The sequence below is a fragment of the Methylobacterium sp. JK268 genome (assembly GCF_054052225.1).
Genome location: NZ_JBSVZN010000048.1, coordinates 26844 through 46911 on the forward strand (window position 1 = coordinate 26844; position 20068 = coordinate 46911).

Annotated in this window: 19 protein-coding genes; 11 read left to right on the forward strand and 8 right to left on the reverse strand. The window is 73.2% G+C overall.

From position 1 onward, the window contains the following. Window positions 1–34: 34 nt before the first annotated feature. Window positions 35–301: a hypothetical protein gene (locus ACW9J6_RS32355; protein ID WP_457120436.1), complete on the forward strand. Its 267-nt coding sequence runs from the start codon at window positions 35–37 to the stop codon at window positions 299–301. A 339-nt stretch (window positions 302–640) separates the two neighbouring features. Next, window positions 641–2782 (forward strand): TonB-dependent siderophore receptor, encoded by a 2142-nt coding sequence (locus tag ACW9J6_RS32360; RefSeq protein WP_457120437.1) that lies wholly within the window; start codon window positions 641–643, stop codon window positions 2780–2782. Here ACW9J6_RS32360 and ACW9J6_RS32365 read toward each other — a convergent pair. After that, window positions 2748–3524 (reverse strand): sigma-70 family RNA polymerase sigma factor, encoded by a 777-nt coding sequence (locus ACW9J6_RS32365; RefSeq protein WP_457120438.1) that lies wholly within the window; start codon window positions 3522–3524, stop codon window positions 2748–2750. The two genes, ACW9J6_RS32360 and ACW9J6_RS32365, sit on opposite strands and share 35 nt — an antisense overlap. Before the next feature lie 305 nt (window positions 3525–3829). Here ACW9J6_RS32365 and ACW9J6_RS32370 point away from each other — a divergent pair, with 305 nt between their 5' ends. Further along, window positions 3830–4075 (forward strand): hypothetical protein, encoded by a 246-nt coding sequence (locus ACW9J6_RS32370; RefSeq protein WP_457120439.1) that lies wholly within the window; start codon window positions 3830–3832, stop codon window positions 4073–4075. Between the two features lie 177 nt (window positions 4076–4252). Further along, window positions 4253–4654: a VrrB protein gene (locus ACW9J6_RS32375; RefSeq protein WP_457120440.1), complete on the forward strand. Its 402-nt coding sequence runs from the start codon at window positions 4253–4255 to the stop codon at window positions 4652–4654. An 81-nt stretch (window positions 4655–4735) separates the two neighbouring features. Here ACW9J6_RS32375 and ACW9J6_RS32380 read toward each other — a convergent pair whose 3' ends face one another. Together ACW9J6_RS32380 and ACW9J6_RS32385 are read right to left on the reverse strand one after the other, a co-directional pair. Then, window positions 4736–4984 (reverse strand): hypothetical protein, encoded by a 249-nt coding sequence (locus tag ACW9J6_RS32380; protein WP_457120441.1) that lies wholly within the window; start codon window positions 4982–4984, stop codon window positions 4736–4738. A gap of 77 nt (window positions 4985–5061) precedes the next feature. Continuing rightward, complete coding sequence (locus ACW9J6_RS32385; protein WP_457120442.1) at window positions 5062–5727, reverse strand: response regulator; 666 nt, start codon at window positions 5725–5727, stop codon at window positions 5062–5064. 373 nt (window positions 5728–6100) lie between these two features. On the opposite strand from ACW9J6_RS32385, the gene ACW9J6_RS32390 reads away from it, so the two are divergent. Further along, the gene (locus tag ACW9J6_RS32390) at window positions 6101–8068 is read left to right on the forward strand and encodes a methyl-accepting chemotaxis protein (protein WP_457120443.1); all 1968 of its coding nucleotides are present in this window, start codon (window positions 6101–6103) and stop codon (window positions 8066–8068) included. A 24-nt stretch (window positions 8069–8092) separates the two neighbouring features. On the opposite strand, the gene ACW9J6_RS32395 is transcribed toward ACW9J6_RS32390, so the two are convergent. Genes ACW9J6_RS32395 through ACW9J6_RS32410 form a run of 4 tightly spaced genes read right to left on the reverse strand, consistent with a single transcriptional unit; the run spans window position 8093 to window position 12036 of the window. Further along, complete coding sequence (locus ACW9J6_RS32395) at window positions 8093–8740, reverse strand: DedA family protein (protein ID WP_457120444.1); 648 nt, start codon at window positions 8738–8740, stop codon at window positions 8093–8095. A gap of 40 nt (window positions 8741–8780) precedes the next feature. Further along, window positions 8781–9281 carry a secondary thiamine-phosphate synthase enzyme YjbQ gene (locus ACW9J6_RS32400; protein ID WP_457120445.1) on the reverse strand — a complete coding sequence of 167 codons (501 nt, stop codon included), beginning with the start codon at window positions 9279–9281 and terminating at the stop codon, window positions 8781–8783. Further along, window positions 9278–10984, reverse strand: coding sequence for a cisplatin damage response ATP-dependent DNA ligase (locus ACW9J6_RS32405; protein WP_457120446.1), 1707 nt, complete (start codon window positions 10982–10984; stop codon window positions 9278–9280). Before ACW9J6_RS32405 ends, ACW9J6_RS32400 begins: the two co-directional genes overlap by 4 nt. After that, window positions 10981–12036, reverse strand: coding sequence for a ligase-associated DNA damage response exonuclease (locus tag ACW9J6_RS32410; RefSeq protein WP_457120447.1), 1056 nt, complete (start codon window positions 12034–12036; stop codon window positions 10981–10983). Before ACW9J6_RS32410 ends, ACW9J6_RS32405 begins: the two co-directional genes overlap by 4 nt. Window positions 12037–12098: 62 nt before the next feature. Here ACW9J6_RS32410 and ACW9J6_RS32415 point away from each other — a divergent pair, with 62 nt between their 5' ends. From ACW9J6_RS32415 to ACW9J6_RS32435, 5 genes are all read left to right on the forward strand, one after another. Next, a complete protein-coding gene (locus tag ACW9J6_RS32415; protein WP_457120448.1) occupies window positions 12099–13022 on the forward strand; it encodes a class I SAM-dependent DNA methyltransferase in 924 nt (307 codons plus the stop codon). 331 nt (window positions 13023–13353) lie between these two features. After that, on the forward strand, window positions 13354–14076 hold the full coding sequence (pyrH, locus tag ACW9J6_RS32420) for a UMP kinase (RefSeq protein ID WP_457120449.1): 723 nt from the start codon (window positions 13354–13356) through the stop codon (window positions 14074–14076). A gap of 119 nt (window positions 14077–14195) precedes the next feature. After that, window positions 14196–14759, forward strand: coding sequence for a ribosome recycling factor (gene frr, locus ACW9J6_RS32425; protein WP_457120450.1), 564 nt, complete (start codon window positions 14196–14198; stop codon window positions 14757–14759). Between the two features lie 155 nt (window positions 14760–14914). Then, window positions 14915–15688 (forward strand): isoprenyl transferase, encoded by a 774-nt coding sequence (locus ACW9J6_RS32430; protein ID WP_457120451.1) that lies wholly within the window; start codon window positions 14915–14917, stop codon window positions 15686–15688. Next, window positions 15688–16548, forward strand: a complete 861-nt coding sequence (locus tag ACW9J6_RS32435; protein ID WP_457120452.1) for a phosphatidate cytidylyltransferase — start codon at window positions 15688–15690, stop codon at window positions 16546–16548. The genes ACW9J6_RS32430 and ACW9J6_RS32435 overlap by 1 nt, the downstream gene beginning before the upstream one ends. A gap of 18 nt (window positions 16549–16566) precedes the next feature. Here the strand turns inward: ACW9J6_RS32435 and ACW9J6_RS32440 are convergent, their stop codons facing one another. Beyond that, complete coding sequence (locus ACW9J6_RS32440; protein ID WP_457120453.1) at window positions 16567–18564, reverse strand: methyl-accepting chemotaxis protein; 1998 nt, start codon at window positions 18562–18564, stop codon at window positions 16567–16569. Window positions 18565–18897: 333 nt separating this feature from the next. On the opposite strand from ACW9J6_RS32440, the gene dxr reads away from it, so the two are divergent. Continuing rightward, on the forward strand, window positions 18898–20061 hold the full coding sequence (dxr, locus tag ACW9J6_RS32445) for a 1-deoxy-D-xylulose-5-phosphate reductoisomerase (RefSeq protein WP_457120454.1): 1164 nt from the start codon (window positions 18898–18900) through the stop codon (window positions 20059–20061). Window positions 20062–20068 lie beyond the last annotated feature (7 nt).

Consider the following 20068-nt stretch of genomic DNA (forward strand, 5'->3'; position numbering starts at 1 on the left):
TCCGGGGCGGCTCGTCCATCCAAGGAGACACCGCATGATGCGCGCCATCGTCGCTGCCAGCGCCCTCGCCCTCCTGGGCACCGCCGCCGTCGCGCAGACCGGCGCGACGAACCCGCGGACCGAGCCGCCCGGCCAGACGATGCAGGAATCCGGCAGCGCGAAGGGCACCACCGGCGCCTCCGGCTACACGCCCGGCCACGAGATGAAGACCACCGGCAGCGTCAAGGGCACCACCGGCGCCTCGGGCTACGCGCCGGGCCAGGACCCGGCCTCGTCGCGCAGCTCCGGCACCGGCCGCTGAGCGAGGGCGGTCCGGATCCCCCGGACCGCCCTCCCCGCCCCTACGGACGTCCGGGGAGCGTGAACGGCGCGTCCGCCTGGACAGGAAGCGGCTCGCGGAGACCGGACGCCCGCCGGGGCAACGAAAGGCCTGAACGAAATCGAATTGGTCTAAAGACAATTCGAAACTTGCGGCGGCACCTGACCCAGGGATCGCGTCCGATTTGCAACACACTTGGCAAATGCTGCCGACCTCAGAACGGTTCCAGTCCGGTGACGATATCGAGCGTTGATCGGTGCGCTACGGCAGATTAGCGACGGACATCCGACCCACCCACGGCGTCAGAGATCGGGGTCCCGCTTGCGTCCAGGTTCCGTCACCCGCCCCCGTGCGGGGCTGCTCCCGCTCCTCGCCGCCGCGGCGACCCTGACGGCCGGGCCGGCCCCGGCCCAGGAGGCTTCGGACACCATCGCCCTCGACACGATCGACGTCGCGGGCGCGCGGGGCGAGCGCGCGGACGGTCCCGTCGCGGGCTACCGGGCGCAGCGCAGCGCCACCGCGACCCGGACCGACACGCCCCTGCGCGACACGCCCCAGACCGTGAACGTCATTCCCCGCGAGGTGCTGGTCGACCGTCAGGACACGCGGCTCACGGACGCGCTGTTCAACGTCAGCAACGTGCAGCCGGCCGGCACCATCCAGGGCCGCAGCGAGACCTACAACATCCGCGGCTTCAACACCCAGACCTACGCGATCGACGGGGTGCTGCTGAACCAGGCCAGCAACTTCTACACGGTCGAGCGCGACCTCGCCGACATCGAGCGGGTCGAGGTGCTCAAAGGGCCCGCCTCGGTGCTCTACGGGCGGGGTGAGCCCGGGGGCCTCATCAACCTCGTCACCCGGCGGCCGACCCTGGAGCCCAGCGCGGAAGCGAGCGTGCAGGGCGGCAGCTTCGGCTTCCGGCGGGTGCAGGGCACGGTCTCCTCGGCGATCCCCACCGTCGAGGGGCTGGCCGGCCGCCTGAGCTTCGCGGCGCAGGGCGACCCGACCTTCCGCAACTTCGGCGACCGGGAGAATTCCCGCTTCTTCGTCGCCCCGTCTTTCACCTGGAACCCGGGCCCGGACACGCGGGTCACCTTCCTGGGCGAGTTCACCCGGACGGACAACCAGTACGACGAGGGCCTGATCGCCCGGTACGGGCGCGTGCCGCTGGACAACATCTCGCGGTTCTACGGCGAGCCGAATTCCCGCTACAACGGCACGGCCAATTTCGGCCTCCTGAAGGTCGAGCACGACGTCAACGAGCACCTGATGCTGCGCGAGGTGCTGAGCGCGCAGGGGGGCGGGTTCGACCAGTTCGCGGTCCGCGCCACCGGGCTGAACCGGACGCAGACCGTGGTGCAGCGCCGGGACAATGTCGGCCTCTCCTCCTACGCCTCCGTCGACAGCCAGACCGAGGTGGTGGCGAAGTTCGAGGCGTTCGGCCTGCGCCACACGGCCCTCGTCGGCATCGAGTACACGGACGGCTACCGGCACACCCTGACGACCCAGGGCAATATCGCCTCGGTCAGCTTCTTCAACCCGACCTTCGGGGCGGTGCCCGGCCCGGCCAATCAGCTCCAGGGCGACCTAAGGCAGAAGAACGCGCTGACCGGCCTCTACGCGCAGGACCAGATCGACCTCGGCTACGGGTTCCAGCTCCTGGCGGGGCTGCGCTACGACACCGGCAGCCAGTTCTACTTCAACCGCACCCCGTCCTCGCGCAGCATCCCGCCGGACCAGGAACTCTCCGGGACCTCGCCGCGGGTCGGGCTCGTCTACAGACCGGTCGATCCGCTCACGCTCTACGCGAGCTACGCGACCTCCTTCAAGCCGCAGACCGCCAACGTGCTGGGCGCCGTGAACCCGCCGCCCGAGACCGGCGAGCAGGTCGAGGCCGGCGCCCGCTACGACATCACCCCGGACCTCAGCCTCAGCGCCGCCGCCTTCCGGATCACCCGCAACAACGTGGCGGCCGATGACCCGATCAACATCAACTACAAGGTGATCACCGGGCAGCAGCGCTCCGACGGAGTCGAGGCGGACCTCGCCGGCACGATCCTGCCGGGCTGGCGGATCATCGGCGGGATCGGCTACCTCGACGCGCGGGTCACCCGCGACACCACCTACGCGGTCGGCGCCAAGCTCGTGGGCGTGCCGGCCTTCAGCGCCAGCGTCTGGACCACCTACGAGGTCCAGGAGGGGCCCTTGCGCGGGCTGGGCCTCGGCGCCGGCCTCACCCACGTGGGCCAGCGCACGGGCGACCTCCTCAACAGCTACAAGGTGGGTGCCTATACGCGCGTCGACGCGGCGATCTACTACGATGTCGACGCGCATTACCGGTTATCGCTGAACATGCGCAACCTGACGAACGCGCGCTACATCGAGCAGCCCTACAACCAGTACAACAACCTGCCGGGCGCGCCCTTCACGGTGCTCGCGACGCTGACGGCGCGGCTGTAGCGGCGTCCCCGAACAGGCCGGCCCCGGCGCCCAGGGCCTCGGCCAGCGCGGTGCGGGCGCGGCTGACGCGGCTCTTCACGGTCCCGACCTGGCAATCCATCAGGCGGGCGGCGGCCTCGTAGGTCAGGCCCTGCACGGCGACGAGGAGCAGCGCCTCCCGCTGCAGGGGCGGCAGCCGCCCGACCTGCTCCCAGACCTCCCGCAGGACGATCCCATCCTCCTGGTCCGGCAGGGCCACCATGCGCCCCGCCTGCTCGCCATCCGCGTCCTCCACCTCCCGGCGCCGCTTGCGGGCCGCCGTGTAGAACTGGTTGCGCAGGATGGTGAAGAGCCACGCCTTGAGGTTGGTGCCCGGCTCGAACCGGTGCTGGTTCTGCCACGCCCGCAGCAGCGTCTCCTGCACGAGGTCGTCGGCCTGGGGGACGGTCGCGGTGAGCGACAGGGCGAAGGCCCGCAGGCAGGGCAGCGCCGCCAAGAGCTCGTCGCGGAACGAGAAGGCCGGCCGGGCCGTCTCGAGCGCCGCGTCGAGCCGGTCGAGCAGGGCGATGAGCGGCGTGGGCTGCGGTTCGGCGAGGAGGGCGGCGTAGCAGGCGCGCAGATGCCGGCCGAGGTGCTCGCGCAGGAAGGGCGGCAGATCGGGCCGCCCGTCGAGGAGGCCGTCCGGCGCCAGCCCGATCACGACGGCCGGGGCGGCGTCGGCGCGATGCGGATCGGAGAGGGGGCCGAGGAGGTCGGGACGCACGCGGCTCTGCTCCAGGCATGAGGTCGGCCAAGCTGATGCGCAGGAATGCCGACCTCCCGAAAACCGTTCCCGCCCTTCTTTGAAAATTCTTATGGTCGGGAGAGCCGCGCCGGCCGGCGCCCCCGCCGCGAACAGATCATCCTTCCGACAGCATAGCGATCGCGAGGTTCACCTCCTCCCCGTCTTTTCCGGCGCATCATCGATATTTTGTGCGCAATATGATCGTTGACACTGGCGATCTACGGTGTGGAACTGGTCGTTGTGGTTGGCGTTTAGGAGCCGGTTGTTTTGGAGGAGATCAAAAGATGCGGACGACACTGATGGCTCTGACGCTCTGCGCGGCATTCGCCGGGGCCTCGACGGCGGCGCTCGCCGAGGAGACGACCGTGATCCACCGCGACGGCGCGGTCGTCGATCGCGGCACCACCGGCACCGTCGAGAAGAAGACCGTGACCCGGTCCTCGGACGGCCTCGGCTGCGGCTCGAAGACCGTCCACAAGGAGAACGACCTCGGCGAGTCCAAGACCGTCCACAAGGAAGGCTGCGACTGAGCCGGTCCCGGCGCCGACAGGCCCGCGCCTCGCGGTGGAGCGCACCGCTCCGCCGCGAAGCCTGGTGCCGCGCGCCGGCTGGCGGATCATGGGTCGACCGTGACGGGACCCCGGATCGGGGCCCCGGAACAAACCAGGGCGAGCGTGGTTCCTGGCCACTCACACTCGGAGGCCTCGATGCGTCTTCAACGTCTATTCCTGGCACTGATGCTGGTCTGCGGCCTCGGCGTCGCCGCGCGGCCGGCTCCCGCCGTCGCGGAGAGCGCGCCCGCGACCGCGGCCGCCCCGCCGACCGCCTGGACGGGCTGGCACCACGGCTGGGGTCACCGCGGCTGGCACGGGCGCCGCGTCGGCTGGTACGGCCGTCCGCACTGGCGCCACTACGGCTGGCACCGGCCCTACGCCTATCGCCGGGTCGCGTTCGTGCCCGCGCGCTACGGCTGGCACCGTCACCATTGGCGCCGCTACGGCTATTATCACCGCCCGTACTGGCACCGCCACTACGGCTGGCACCGCCACCATTGGCGGCATTACGGCTGGGGCCACCGCGGCTGGCGCCACGCCCGCTACTTCTACTGAGCGACCGCGCGCGGACGACGATGCGGCCGGATCCCCGAGGATCCGGCCGCATCGTCGTCGGGCCAGACGGCGCAGAGAGGATCAATCCTCGTCGTCGTCCCAATCGTGCGGGCGACGCTCGATCCGGCGCTCCTCGATGCGGATGCTCGGGCGCTCCTCGATGATCCGGCGCCGGACGACCACGCGGTCGCCATCGTCGTCGTCGTGCAGCGCGCGCACGCAGCCGTAGCCGACGCAGCTGCCCCCACCCCACTCGTAGGCCTGTGCGGTGCCGATCTGGGCCGTTCCGAACACGGCGACGGCCGCAGCAGCCCAGGCGAGAGATCTCATGGCTTCGCCTCCATCTTGGGAATGGGCGGACAACGGGGGCGAGGCGCCGATCGTTCCGGCCAGACCCTTCGCGAGGGTCAGGTCACGCCGGCCGGGGGCTTGAGCGTGGCGCCGATGCGCGAGGAGGCGATCACCGCCTGGGTGCGGCTCTCGACGCCGAGCTTCTGCAGGATCGCCGAGACGTGGGCCTTCACGGTGGCCTCGGAGACCGAGAGCTCGTAGGCGATCTGCTTGTTGAGCAGCCCCTCGGACAGCATCATCAGCACGCGCACCTGCTGGGGCGTCAGCGTCGCGAGGCGGCGCATCAGCGCGGCGGTCTCCTTGTCCTCGGAGGCGGAGAGCGCGATGTCGGGCGGGACCCAGCTGCCGCCGGCCAGCACCTGCCGGATGGCCCCGCCGATCGCGTCGATATCGAGGGATTTCGGGATGAATCCCGCGGCGCCGAAATCCAGCGCGCGGCGGATCACCACCGGATCCTCGGTGGCCGAGACGATCACCACCGGGATCGCCGGGTGCTGCGCGCGCAGGTAGATCAGCCCCGAGAAGCCCTGCACCCCCGGCATGGTGAGGTCGAGGAGCACGAGGTCGACGTCGTCGTCGCGGTCGAGGAGCGCCGTCAGGGCCTCGAGCCCGCTCGCCTCGACGATGCGGGCCGCCGGCAGGATCGTCCCGACCGCGCCGCGCAACGCGCCCCGGAAGAGCGGATGATCGTCGGCGACGACGATGGTGGTCTGGGAACTCAAGCGGTGCCTCCCGCCCCCGCCACGGGGTCGGCCCCGGTTTCAGGCGGCCGTTCTGTGAGACGACCTTAGGACGTCGCGGCGCCGGCGACAATTTCGGTTGCATGCGGAATTGACAGCCGTTTTCGCGACGCGGGCACACGATGGCGCACGGGCCGCATCGTCATCGCGCCAGTGACGCCGGCCGCCACCATCTTCCCCAGCGTAATTCAGGGCCGGACCTGTCCGGATTCTCGCCAGAATGCCCATATGGCGATCACTCGCCCCGCCAAAACGAAAATCGACGCGTCGTGGCTGCGGATCATTAAGACCTGCGCGGCAAAATACGCCGGCATGTCGATCGGGCGCTGAGATGCGGTCATTACGCAAGAGTTTGATGTCGCCGTCGGTGCGCATGCGCGTGGCGCTGATCAGTGCGGTGTTGGTTCTGGGCTTCGCGGCCGTCGGTGCGATGTCGGCAGCAGGGCGCACGGAGGTGGAGCGGACGCTCGCCGGCCAGCAGCGTTTCGCGGCGTTCGGGGACCGGGCGGTGCAGGTTCGGGCAGCCGTCGACGCCCTCAGGGTCGCCGCGCGCGACTGGATCAGCGGCCGTCTGCCGCATCAGGCCAAGCAGTACGATGCGGCCGGCGCCGCCCTGGCCGAGGCACACCGGGCGCTCGCCGAGGCCGGGGACGCCGCGGCTGGTGCCGACGAGATCGCCGCCCTGGACGGGCGGGTGCGGGCCCTGATCGCCGAGGGCGAGGCCCTGGCGGCACGCTACCGCGCCCTCGGCGAGACCGACGAGGAGGGGGCGCGCGGCACGCTGAGCCGGGCCGGGACGGCCCTCGAGGAGGCGGTGAAGCCCCTGGCGCTGGAGGGCGCGCCCGAGCCGCTGCGCCTGTGGGCCGCCACCCTCGGGATGCTGCGCGACGAGGCGCTGGTCCGCCACAACGCGAGCGACGACAGCGCCGTCGGTGCCTTCGAGGTCGAGAGCGGGCGCTTCTCCCGGGTGCTCGGCCGCCTCGACGACGAGGCCGCGCGGTCCGACCTCACGGCCGCGGCCGGGGCCTATCGCGAGGCCTTCGCGGCCTGGCTCGCCCAGGAGCGGCAGGCGGTGCTGGCCGGCGAGCACCTGATGGGACAGTTCGATCTGCTGGGGCCGATCCTGGACGGGCTCCTCGCCAAGGCCCGGGCCGGGGTCGAGGCGGCGGGAGAACGGCTGATCGCCTCGCAGGGGCGCAGCTTCGCCCTGATCCTGTGGGTGATGGCCGGCGCCCTGGCGGTCGGACTGACGCTGACGCTTCTCGTCGGCCGTTCGATCGCCCGGCCGCTCGCCGCGCTCCAGGCCGCGATGGAGGCCCTGGCGCGGGGCGATACCGGCGTGACGATTCCGCGCGTCGCGGCGCGGGACGAGATCGGCGCCATGGCCCGCACGGTCGAGGTCTTCCGCCGGAACGCCCAAGAGCGCGAGGCCCTCGCGGGCGAGCGCGAGCGGAGCACCGCCGAGGCGGCCCGGCGGGCGGAGGCGATCCACGCGGCGATCGCGTCCTTCGACGCCCCCGTCCGGCAGGCGCTCGGGGCGGTCGACGCCGCCGCGCGCGACCTCGCGGGGGCCTCGCGCACCCTCGAGCGCTCGGCCAACACGGTGACGCAGGAGGCCGGGATCGCCGGCCGGGCCTCGCGCCACACCTCCGACAGCGTCGCGACCGTGGCGAGCGCCGCCGAGGAACTCGACGCCTCGCTCGCGGAGGTCGCGGCCCGCACCAGCGCCGGCGAGGCGGTCTCGTCCCGCGCGGTCGCCGAGGTCGAGGCGGCGGCCGGACGGATGGCGGCGCTCGCGAGCGCGACGGCGACGATCGGCGCGGTGGCGGGGATGATCCGCGGCGTCGCGGCCCAGACGAACCTGCTGGCGCTCAACGCGACGATCGAGGCGGCCCGGGCCGGCGAGGCCGGTCGCGGCTTCGCCGTCGTGGCGGGCGAGGTGAAGGCCCTCGCCGAGCGCACCGCCCGCGCCACCGAGGAGATCGAGCGGCAGGTCGCGGGCGTGCGCGACGAGGCGCAGGGCGCCCTCGGGGCGCTGGAGCGGGTGCAGGGCACGGTGGAGGATGTCGCCCGCACAGTGGGCGCGGTGAGCACGATCGTCGGCCAGCAGACCGGTGCGGTGGCGGCGATCGCCCGCAGCGCCGGGGAGGTCGCCGGGCAGGCGCGCGCCGGTGCCGAGGCGATCCGGACGACCGAGGCCGTGGCGGGCGAGGCGCTCGCCGCAGCCGGATCGGTGGCGGGGCTCGCCGGGACCCTGGACGCCCAGGCCGCGGATCTCGGGCGCGAGATAGAGTGCTTCCTCACGGCCATGCGCGCGGCCTGAGCCGCCCACCGCCGGCGCGGGCCGTCAGCGCGGCGTGACCGGTCCCGGCAGCGCCCGCTCGGCCTCGCGCAGCAACTGCGCCTCGTTGCGCCGGACGGTGACGACGAGCCAGAGGCCGAGGCCGATCGCGGCCGCGAGCAGCGCGAGCCCGACGGGCCCGCTCACCGCCTCGATCCGCGTCCCGAACACGTAGCCGCCGACCCCGAACACGCTCGCCCACAGGATTCCGCCCGCCGCGTTGAACACGAGGAAGCGCGGCCAGGGCATCCCGGTCGCGCCCGCGAGCAGCGCCGCGAGCACGCGCAGGACCGCCACGAAGCGGCCGAAGAACACCACCGTCCCGCCGCGGCGCAGGAACAGGTACTGACCGAGCTTGATGCGGCCATGCGTGAGCCCGACGCGCGGGCCGTAGCGGATCAGCAGGGGCTGGCCGAGGCGCCGGCCGATCCAGAAGCCGCCGGTATCGCCGAGGATCGCCCCGCAGGACGCCGCCAGGACGATCTCCGTCAGCCCGAAGGCGCCGGTCGCTCCCGCGTAGACCGCCGCCGTGACGAGGAGGGTCTCGCCGGGGAGCGGCAGCCCCATGCTCTCGAGGCCGACCACCAGCGCGACGATCCACAGCCCGTGCTGGGCGATGAGGCCGGACAGGTCGCCGAGGAGGTGCTGCAGCATGGCGCCAGAACCACGGGGATGCGCGAGGGTTCCGGCCCGCTCACGCGCCCGAGAGGTGGAGCAGAACCTCCCGCCGGTGCTGCTGGTCCCGGTGCTCGATCAGGTAGATGCCCTGCCAGGTGCCGAGCCCGAGGCGCCGGTCGACCACCGGCACCGTGAGGCCGGTATCGGTCAGCATCGTGCGGATGTGGCCGGGCATGTCGTCCGGGCCCTCGTCCCGGTGCAGGTAGAACATCCGGCCCTGCGCGCGGTCGGGCAATTCGGGATCGGGCAGGGCCGCGCCGTGCCGGGGCGCCAGCCGGTCGAGGGCGGTGAGCAGGTCGATGCGCACGTCCGGATCGGCGTTCTCCTGGATCGTCAGCGAGGCCGAGGTGTGGCGGCAGAACAGGATCAGCAGCCCATGGCTGATCCCGCTGTCCTGCACGAAGCCCGTCACGTCGGGGGTGATCTCGGTGAAGCCCTGGCCGCCGGTCGTCACGCTCAACCGCCCGAGGACCTGACGGGTCACCGCACCCTCCGCGATCGTCTCGATCCGTCTCATCGCGCCACCTCCCGCCCCGGCATCACCTCGCGCTCGCCCCGCTCCAGGATCCGCTCCAGCGCCTCGATCCGGTCCGCCTCGGCGGGCGGCTTGTCCCAGCGGATCCGGCTGACCCTCGGGAAGCGCATCGCCACGCCCGATTTGTGCCGGGTCGAGCGCTGGATCCCCTCGAAGGCGATCTCCAGCACCAGCCCCTTGGTGAAACCATACTCTACCTCGCGCACCGGGCCGAAGCGCTTCACGGTGTTGTTGCGGACGTAGCGATCGAGCTTCGCCAGCTCCTCGTCGGTGAAGCCGTGATAGGCCTTGCCCACCGGCACCAGCTCGTCGCCGCCCTCCGGCGCCTCCCGCCAGACCCCGAACGTGTAGTCGGAGTAGAAGGAGGAGCGCTTCCCGTGCCCGCGCTGGGCGTACATCATCACCGCGTCAACCCGGTAGGGCTCGCGCTTCCACTTCCACCACGGTCCCTTGGGGCGGCCGGGCAGGTAGAGGCTGTCGCGGCGCTTGAGCATCACGCCCTCGATCGCCTCGGCATCCGCGCCGGCCCCGGCCCGGGCCGGGTCGGCCCGGATCGCGGTGAGGTCCTCCCAATCGGCGAAGGGAACGAGGGGCGAGAGGTCGATCCGGGCGTGGTCGAGCCCGGCCACGAAGGCTTCGAGCCGGGCGCGCCGCTCGGCGAAGGGCAGCGGGCGCAGGTCCTCGCCGTCGAGGCCGAGGAGGTCGTAGGCGCGCACATGGGCGGGGAAGTCCTGCAGGAGCTTGCCCGTCACCGCCTTCCGGTTCAGGCGCTGCTGCAGCACGTTGAAGCTCTGGACCCGGCCCTCGCGCAGGATCAGGAGTTCGCCGTCGAGGGCGCCGGTGAAGCCCACCACTTCGGCGAGATCCGGGAAGGCGCCGGAGATGTCCTCGCCCGTGCGCGAGTAGATCCGGGCGACCTGGGCGCCCGCCCGGTCGCGCCCGCCCACGAGTTGCACCCGGATCCCGTCCCACTTCCACTCGGCGCTGAAGGCCGCCGGGTCGAGCTTGGCGAAGTCGGTCTCCTCGTCGACCGGGTGGGAGAGCATCGGCGGCCGGAACGGAGCCGGGTCGAGGCTCTCGGGGCGCTCCGCCCTTCCCTCCACCCAGGCGAAGAGCGGCAGGTAGGGGGCTTTCAGCCCGTGCCAGACCTCCTCGACGGCGTCCGCCTTCACCCCGCCGAGGCTCGCCACCGCGGTCTTGGCGAGGCGGGCCGAGACGCCGACCCGCAATTCGCCCGTGATGAGCTTGATGAGCGCCCAGCGGCCGGTCTCGTCGAGGACGTCGAGCCAGGCGGCGATCCGGGCCGGCAATTCGCCCTTGCCGATGGTGGCGAGCGCCTCGACCACCTCGCCGAGCGTCGGCACATGAGGCGGGGGGTTGTTGTGGCCGAGGCCGCCGGGCTCCGCCGCCGCGGGCGCCGGCCAGATCAGGGCCGTCGTCTCGGCGAGGTCGCCGACATAATGGTAGGACATCCGGAACAGCACCGGATCGACCCGCTCCTCCACGAGGCCGCGGATCAGGTTGGGCTTGGCCTCCCGGAAGCTCAGCGCCCCCGTCATGGCGGCAAGCGCGTAGCCGCGCTCGGGATCCGGCGTGTGGGCGAAGAAGTCCTGCAGCAGCCGCAGCTTGGCGTTCCGGCGGGGCTCGTAGCCGAGCCGGTCGAGAAGGTGGGCGAAGGCGTTCACGCGGCGCTCTCCGGGGCCGGCTGTGCCTCGTCCGGGAGGGCCTCGGCCTCGCCCTCGTCGCCGTAGCCCAGCATGTGCAGGGGCCGGGCGGCGATCCCGCGGGTCGCGCACCAGTGGACCAGCGCGTCCTCCTGGCCGTGGGTGACCCAGACCTCGCCGGCCCCGGTCTCCGCGATGGTGCGGCAGAGGTCGTCCCAATCGGAATGGTCGGAGATCACGAGCGGCAGCTCCACACCCTTCTGGCGCGCCCGCGCCCGCACCCGCATCCAGCCCGACGCGAAGGCGGTGACCGGGTCCGGGAACTTGCGCGACCACAGGTCCTGGATGGCCGAGGGCGGGCAGAGCACGATCGCGCCGCCGAGCTTCGGCCGGTCGGCGGCGGCCACCTTCGGGGTCTCGCCGAGGGGAACGCCCTCGCGCTTGTAGAGGTCGGTGAGCTTCTCCATCGCCCCGTGCAGGTGGATCGGCGCGTCGTAGCCGGCCTCGCGCAGTAGGGCCATCACGCGCTGCGCCTTGCCGAGGCTGTAGGCGCCCACGATGTGCGTGCGCTCGGGGAAGAGCCGCACGGAATCGAGGAGCCGGCCGACCTCGCCGGCCGCCTCCGGGTGGCGGAAGACCGGCAGGCCGAAGGTCGCCTCGGTGATGAAGACGTCGCAGGGCACGAGTTCGAAGGGCAGGCAGGTCGGGTCGCGGGCGCGCTTGTAGTCGCCCGACACGACGATGCGCCGCCCGCGCGCCTCGATCACGATCTGGGCGGAGCCGAGCACGTGGCCGGCGGGCACGAAGCGCACCCGGACCTCGCCGAGGCGGATCTCCTCCCCGAGCCGCGCCTCCTGGCGGGCGCCGCAGAACTCCTCGCCGTAGCGCACCGCCATGATGCGCAGGGTCTCGGGCGTGGCGAGGACGCGGCCGTGGCCGGAGCGGGCGTGGTCCGAGTGGCCGTGGGTGATCAGCGCCCGGGGCACGGGCCGGACGGGATCGACGTGGAAGTCGCCGAGCGGGCAGTAGAGGCCCTCGCGGGTGAGGGTGAGGATGTCGTCGCTCTTCGCCATGCTGGTCCGGGATCGGCGGGCCACCGTATATAGGCGCGCTCCGCCCCGTGTCCGGCCCGATCATGACCCTCCGCTCCTCCGGCGACCTCCTCGCCGACCGCCGCTACGTCTGGGCCGAGGCCGCGCTCGCGGAGGGCGATGCCGCCGCGGCCGCCGACCTCGCCGAGCAGGTGCTGGCGCTGGTGCCCGCCTATGTCCCGGCCTGGTTCCTGCTCGGCTGCGCCCGGGAGATCCTGGGCGCCGAGGATCCGGCGTCCCGCGCGGAGGCCCGGCGCGCCTTCGCCCGGGCGCTCGACCTGGACCCCGACGACGCGCTGGGCGCGCGGCTGCGCCTCGCCCGGCTGGAGCCCGGGGCGGGCGGAGCGGATCTCTCGCCGGCCTACGTGCGAGCCCTGTTCGACGGCTATGCGGGCCGCTTCGACCGCCACCTCGTGGACGGGCTCGGCTACCGCGCCCCGGCGCTGCTGCGCGCGGCGCTGATCGCGAGCGGCCACCCCCTCCCCTTCCGGCACGCCCTCGACCTCGGCTGCGGCACCGGCCTCGCCGCCCGCGCCCTCGACGACATCGTGGGGACGATCGAGGGCGTCGACCTCTCTCCCGGCATGCTCGCCGAGGCGCGGAAGCTCGGCCGCTACGCCGCCCTGCACGAGGGCGACCTCACCGGCTTCCTCGCCGGGCAGCCGGAGGCCAGCGCCGACCTCGTGCTCGCGGCGGACGTCTTCGTGTATGTCCGCGACCTCGGGCCGGTCTTCGCGCAGGCCGGCCGGGTGCTGGCGCCGGACGGGCTCTTCGCCTTCACGCTCCAGGCCCATGCGGGCGACGGCGCGGTGCTCGGCGAGGACGGGCGCTACGCCCATGCCGAGGCGCTGGTGCGGGAGGAGGCCGCGGCCGCCGGCCTCGCGGTGCTGCGGCTGGAGCCGGCCTCGACCCGCCGCGAGCGCGGAGCCGACGTGCCGGGCTGGCTCGCGGTGCTGGGGCGCGAGTGAGGCAGCTCGCGGGATGCTGGCTCCACGGCTCCCCTCTTTCCCGGACGACTGGAGCGCCAGCGGAAGGAGATCCGGGAACCAGCGCAAGGACTCGCTGCGAAGCGGCTCCGCTTTCCAGACAGAGTGCTGACAAGCGGTCGCTCCGCGACTTCTTGCGCTGGTTTCTGGATCTCCTTCCACTGCGTTTCAGTCGTCCGGAAAAGGGAAAGTGGACGTCGGACCGCCCTCACGCTCCCGGCCGCCCTCTCCGGCGTCGGGCCAATCCCGCCTCGACGCGCCCCGGGGGGCCGGGGTAGAACCCGCCCGCACCCGATTCCCCGCAGGAGGCCCCATGTCGGAGACGACGCCGTTTCGCCGCGTCCTCGTGAAACTCTCCGGCGAGGCCCTGCAGGCCCCGGACGGCTACTGGCTGCACCCGCCGACGCTCGCCGGCCTCGCGGAGGACATCGCGCGCACGCTGCGGGCCGGCATCCAGGTCGCCCTCGTGGTGGGCGGCGGCAACGTGATCCGGGGCGCCCGGGTCTCGGCGGCGGGCTGGATCGACCGGGCGACCGGGGATTCGCTCGGCATGATCGCCACCGTGATGAACTCCCTCGCCCTGGAGACGGCGCTCAACGCCGCGGGCGTCACCGCCCGCACCATGTCGGCGGTGTCGATGCCCACGATCTGCGAGACCTACGCGCGCCAGCCCGCGCTCCACCACCTCGACAAGGGGCAGGTCGTGCTGCTCGCGGGCGGCACCGGCAACCCCTACTTCACCACCGACACCGCCGCGGTGCTGCGCGCCGCCGAGTTGAAATGCGACGCGGTGCTCAAGGCCACCCAGGTCGACGGCGTCTACTCGGCCGACCCGAAGCTCGACCCGGAGGCGCAGCGCTACGACCGCCTCACCCACGACGAGGCGATCGCCCGCGACCTCAAGGTGATGGACACCGCCGCCTTCGCGCTCGCCCGCGAGAGCCGGCTCTCCCTGGTGGTCGGCTCCGTCCACGCCCCGAGTTCGGTCACCGACATCCTGACCGGGCGGGCGCGCGCGACCCACGTGGTGCCCTGAAACGATCGACCGCGGAGCCATTTGCGGCAGGTCGGGTTTTGGTCCATTGAAGCCGGCACGCGGGGCGGGCGCTGCGGCGCCGCGCCCCGGACGCAGGCTCCGTCCCGGGAAGTGCAGGAATGGCCACCCCCACCTTCGACCTCGCCGACATCAAGCGCCGCATGCAGGGTGCGGTGAACGCGCTCAAGCACGACCTCGGCTCCCTGCGCACCGGGCGGGCGAGCCCCAGCCTGCTCGACCCCATCCAGGTCGACGCCTACGGCGCCGCGATGCCGATGACCCAGGTCGCGACGATCAGCGTGCCCGAGCCCCGGCTGCTCAGCGTCGCCGTGTGGGACCGCGGCATGGTGGCGGCCGTCGAGAAGGCGATCCGCGAATCCGACCTCGGCCTCAACCCGATGACCGAGGGCCAGACCATCCGGCTGCGCATCCCCGAGATGAACGAGCAGCGCCGCAAGGAGATGGTCAAGGTCGCGCACAAATACGCCGAGGAGGCGCGCGTCGCCGTCCGGCACGTGCGCCGGGACGGGCTCGACCTGCTGAAGAAGCTGGAGAAGGACGGCGCCATCAGTCAGGATGACGAGAAGCGCCAGGCGGACCAGGTGCAGAAGGTCACGGACCAGCACATCGCGGAGGTCGACCAGACCCTGGCCACCAAGGAGAAGGAGATCATGCAGGTCTGAGGCGCATTTTCCGGCGAAGCGAAGCGCAATTCGTCGTAGAGAATGCGAGCTGGGACGACCCGGTACCGCCCCAGGGCGGTTGCGCTCCGGGACCGGCGTGGATCTTCGGCGAGGCGCGCGGGCCGCGGCGGCCCGGGCGGCAGGTTGGGGCGGGGATGGCGGGCGACGGCAAGACGGCACTCCTCGCGGGCGCGGACCCCGCCGCGTCCCCCCGGCGCGACGTGCCCGCGCACGTCGCCATCATCATGGACGGCAACGGCCGCTGGGCCGCCCGCCGCGGCCTGCCCCGGGCCGAGGGCCACCGCCGCGGCGTCGAGGCGGTGCGCCGGGCGGTGCGCGCGGCGATCGACCTCGGCATCGCCTACCTGACCGTCTACAGCTTCTCCTCGGAGAACTGGCGCCGGCCGCCGGCCGAGGTCGCCGACCTGATGGGCCTGCTGAAGCTCTTCGTGCGGCGCGACCTCGCCGACCTGCACGCGAACGGCGTGCGGGTGCGGATCATCGGCGCCCGGGAGGGCCTGCCGGAGGACATCGCCGCCCTGCTGCGCGAGGCGGAGGAGCGCACGGCCCGCAACACCCGGCTGACCCTGGTGGTCGCCTTCAATTACGGCGGCCGGCAGGAGATCGTCCGGGCCGTCCAGCACCTCGCCCGCGAGGTCGCGGCCGGGCGCCTCGCGCCGGAGGCCATCGACCTCGACGCGGTGGCGGGCGCCCTCGACACGCGGGGGATCCCGGATCCGGACCTCGTGATCCGCACCTCGGGCGAGCAGCGGGTGTCGAACTTCCTCACCTGGCAGACCGCCTACGCGGAATTCGTGTTCCTCCCCGACCTCTGGCCGGATTTCGACCACGCCGCCTTCGCGGCGGCGATCGGCGAGTATCAGGGCCGCGAGCGCCGCTTCGGCGGCCTCAGCGCGAAGGCCGGCTGATGGCCGCCTCCGGCGACGCCCCGCCCGGGCGCGCGGATCCGGCCCGCGTCCCCTGGCCGGCGAGCGAACTCGGCCTGCGCACGGTGTCGGGAGTGGCGCTCGGCCTGCTGGTGCTGGCCGCGACGCTCACCGGCGGCTGGTTCTTCGCCGCGATCTGGCTGGCGGCCGGCCTCGCTATCGTGGGCGAGTGGCTCGCCATCACCCGCACCGGCCCCCGCCGGATCCTCCTCGCCGCGGGCGGGCTCGTCCTCGCGGGCCTCGTCGCCGGGATGCGGCTCGGGGCACCCGGCCCCTGGCTCCTCGCCGGCGCCGCGGCCGGGGCGGGCCTCCTCGCCCTCGCGGCGCGGCCCCGGACGGGCCGGCTGTGGGCGCCCCTGAGCCTCGCCTGCGCCGCCGTGGTGGCGCTGGTCCCGGTGCTCCTGCGCGACGATCCGCGCATCGGCGTCGCCGGCCCGCTCTGGCTGTTCGGGGTGGTCTGGACCACCGACATCGCCGCCTATTTCACCGGCCGCGCCCTCGGCGGCCCCAAGCTGTGGCCGGCGGTGAGCCCGAAGAAGACGTGGTCGGGCTTCTGCGGCGGCCTCGCGGGGGCGACCCTGGTCGGAGGCGCCATCGCGGCCGGGGCCGGCCATCTCGGCGCGCGGGCGGGCCTGCCCCTCGCCCCCGCCCTGCTGCTCTCCGCCCTCGGCTCGGTGCTGAGCCAGGGCGGCGACCTCGCCGAATCCGCCCTCAAGCGGGCTTACGGCGCCAAGGATTCCGGCCGCCTGATCCCCGGCCACGGCGGCGTCATGGACCGGCTCGACGGCTTCTTCGCCGTGGCGCTCCTCGCCGGGATCATGCTGGCGGCGCCGCTCGGCTGAGCGGACACCGCCCGAGCCTCACGCCGCCTGGATCTCGGCGAGGAAACCGTCCACCTCCTGCTTCACCGTGAGCGACTGCGTGGCGAGTTCGGCGGCGGCCGACTGCACCTGCGCGGCCGCGTTGCCGGTCTCCGCCGCGGAGGCCAGCACCCGGCCGGCATGGGCGGAGAGGTCCTGCGTCCCTTGCGCCGCCTCCCCGGCGTTGCGGGAGATCTCGTTCGTCGCGGCCGTCTGCTCCACCACCGTCGTCGCGATGCTGCCGGTGATCGCGTTGATGGACGCGACGGTGTCGCCGATCTGCCGGATGGCCCCGACAGCCTGCTGGGTCGCCCCCTGGATCGCCGCGATCTGCGCGCCGATCTCCTCGGTGGCCCGGCCGGTCTGGCCGGCGAGTTCCTTGACCTCGGCGGCGACGACCGCGAAGCCGCGCCCCGCCTCGCCGGCGCGGGCCGCCTCGATCGTGGCGTTGAGCGCCAGCAGGTTCGTCTGCGCGGCGATCGAGGAGATCATCGTCACCGCCGCGCCGATCCGCTCGGCCGCCCCGCTGAGCGCGTCCATCGCCGCGTTGCTCGACTGCGCCTCGCGGGCGGCCGCGGCCGCCACCTCGTTGGAGCGCAGCACCTGCCGCTCGATCTCCTGGAGGGAGGACACCATCTCCTCGGCGGCGGCGGCCACCATGCGGACATTCGCCGCGGTCTGCTCGGCGGCGGCGCTCGACGCCGCGGCCTGGGCGTTCGTGCCCTCGGCCACCCCCGTCATGGTGCGGGCGGTGGCGTCGAGCTCGGTCGCCGCCGAGGACACGATCCCCAGGGCCCCGGCCACGCGCTGCTGGAAACCGCGGACCAGCGCGTCGACGCGGTCCGCACGGCGCTGGCGGGCGGATTGCTCCTCGACCTGCGCCGCCTCCAGGGCGATGCGATCGAGGGCATTGCGGCGGAACACCTCCACGGCCTGCGCCATCTGCCCGATCTCGTCGGCGGTGCCCTGTCCGGGGATCTCGACGGCGGTGTCGCCCGCCGCCAGCCGCCGCATCGCCGCCGTCATCCCGGCGACGGGGCGGATGATGCTGCGGGCGATCAGGGCGGCCAGGACCCCGCCCAGGACGACGGCGAGCGCGATCATGATCGCCTGGGTGAGGCGCACCCGGCGCACCATCGCGTCGGTCTCCGCGCCGGTGGCCTCGATGGCGGCGCCGATCCGGCCCTGGGCCTGGACCGCGCCCTCGGAAATCGCCGCCACCGCGGGCGCGATGCCGGTCTCGAAGGCCGCCCGCACCTCGGCGAGGGCCGCGGCCGTGGCCTTGAAGGCGGCCGTGTAGGCGTCGAGCGCCTGCGCGGCGGCCGCGATCGGCGCCGCGAACTGTCCCTCGGGATCGGTGCGGCGCAGCCCTTCGAGCGCGGCATTCGCCGCGTCGGCATTCGCCTGGAAGGTGGCGGGTCCCTTCGGGTCGAGGGTCGCGAGGAAGCGCCAGTTCGCCACCCGGGTCAGCAGCACGGCATTCCCGACCGCCGTGCCCTGCGTCACCTGCCGGGCCGTGCCGTCGGCCTTCACGGCGGTGAGGAGCGCCTCGGTGCGCCGCGTGAGCTCGTCGCCCCCGCCGAACAGCGTGGCCTTCCCGGCCAGCACCGCCGCGCCGGCCGCGCCGAGCCGCTCCACGGCGGCCTTCGCGGTCTGGGCGCCGTCGCGGATCCGGCGATAGATTTGGCGCCGCTCCTCCGAGGGCGACTCGTCGATCATCTCCTGGCCCATTCGCTCCAGGGTGCGGCGGCCCTCCTCGACCTGCACAAGGGTCTCGGGGCTCGGCATCAGGCGGTAGGCTTCGGCCTGGCCCGCGAGGCGCGCGGCGATCGCGTTGGCGTCGAAGACCTTGCGGGCCCGCGTCTCGAGGCTCTGGCGCGCCTCGTACTGCGCCAGGATCGCCGCCTGCCGCTGCATCGAGAAGCCGCCGATCCCGCCGGCGAGGAGCACCAGCAGGCCGAACCCGACATAAAGGCGAGCGCGAATTCCAATCGTCACGTCCGATGCCCCCATTCACGTAGCGTCATGATGAATGATGGAAATGATTAAGGGGGTGTGAATGATCTTCGGATGAGACGAATTCTAGGGCAGATGACCCAGGGCGACGCGGCGTCCTGGCGGACGGTCGGACGGTCCCCGGATCGATCCTCTCATCCAGGCCAACCTTGGCCGGAGAGGCTTCGGTGGCCGCGGCGGGGGCTGCGCCGCGGCCGGGCGGTGCGAAAGCGAACGGATTGCCGATCGCCCCCGCGGTTGGATATGGGTGGGCCGATCCGCCGGACCGCGGCCTTCCCCTCGCCGTTCCGGGCGGACCAACGAGGATCTTCGACCTTGACGTGCACCGTCACCGTGCTCGGGGCGACCGGCTCCATCGGCCGCTCCACTGCCGACCTCCTCGACCAGCACCGCGACCGCTTCCGCGTCGCCGCCGTGGCGGGGGGGAGGGACGCCGCGGCGCTGGCGCGCGTCGCCCGCGACCTCGGCGCCTCGTTCGCGGCGCTGGCCGATCCCGAGGGCGGGCCGGCCCTGCGCGACGCGCTCGGCGGCAGCGGCATCGCCTGCGGGGCGGGGCCGGAGGCGGTCATCGAGGCCGCGAGCCGGGAGGCCGACCTCGTGGTGGCGGCGGTGAGCGGCGCGGCCGGGCTCTCCCCCACCCACGCGGCGATCCGGCTCGGGCGCACGGTGGCGCTCGCCAACAAGGAGAGCCTCGTCTGCGCGGGCGACGCCTTCATGCGCGACGCGGAGCGCCACGGCGCCCGCATCCTGCCGATGGATTCCGAGCACAACGCCCTCGCGCAGGCGATCGGCGACGGCAAGGTCGCGGACATCACCCGCATGACCATCACGGCGTCGGGCGGGCCGTTCCGCACGGCGGAGCGCCAGCGCATCGGCGCGGCGACCGCCGCGGAGGCCGCCGCCCACCCGACCTGGTCGATGGGGATGAAGATCAACATCGATTCCGCGACCCTGATGAACAAGGGCCTGGAGCTGATCGAGGCCCACCACCTCTTCTCGATCGAGGCGGAGCGCCTCGACGTGGTGGTGCACCCGCAATCGATCATCCACGGCCTCGTGACCTGGCGGGACGGGGCGGTGACGGCCGGGCTCGCCATGCCCGACATGCGGGTGCCGATCGCCCATTGCCTGGGCCTCGGCGAGCGCCTGAGCGTGGCGCGCGGGCGCCCCCTCGACCTCGCGGCGACCGGCAGCCTGACCTTCGAGCGCCCGGACGAGGAGCGCTTCCCCTGCCTGCGCATCGCCAGGGCCGCGCTCGCCGCGGGCGGCGCCCAGCCCACCGTGATGAACGCCGCCAACGAGATCGCGGTGGCGGCCTTCATCGCCGGGCGGATCGGCTTCTACGACATCGCCGACCTCGTCGAGCGGGCCTGCGAGACCTTCGCGGCCCGGTTCCGCGCCGCCCCGGCCGACGTCGCCGAGGCGCTGGCGATCGACGACGAGGTCCGGCGCTGGAGCGAGGCGGCGCTGGCCGCCTGAACGCCCC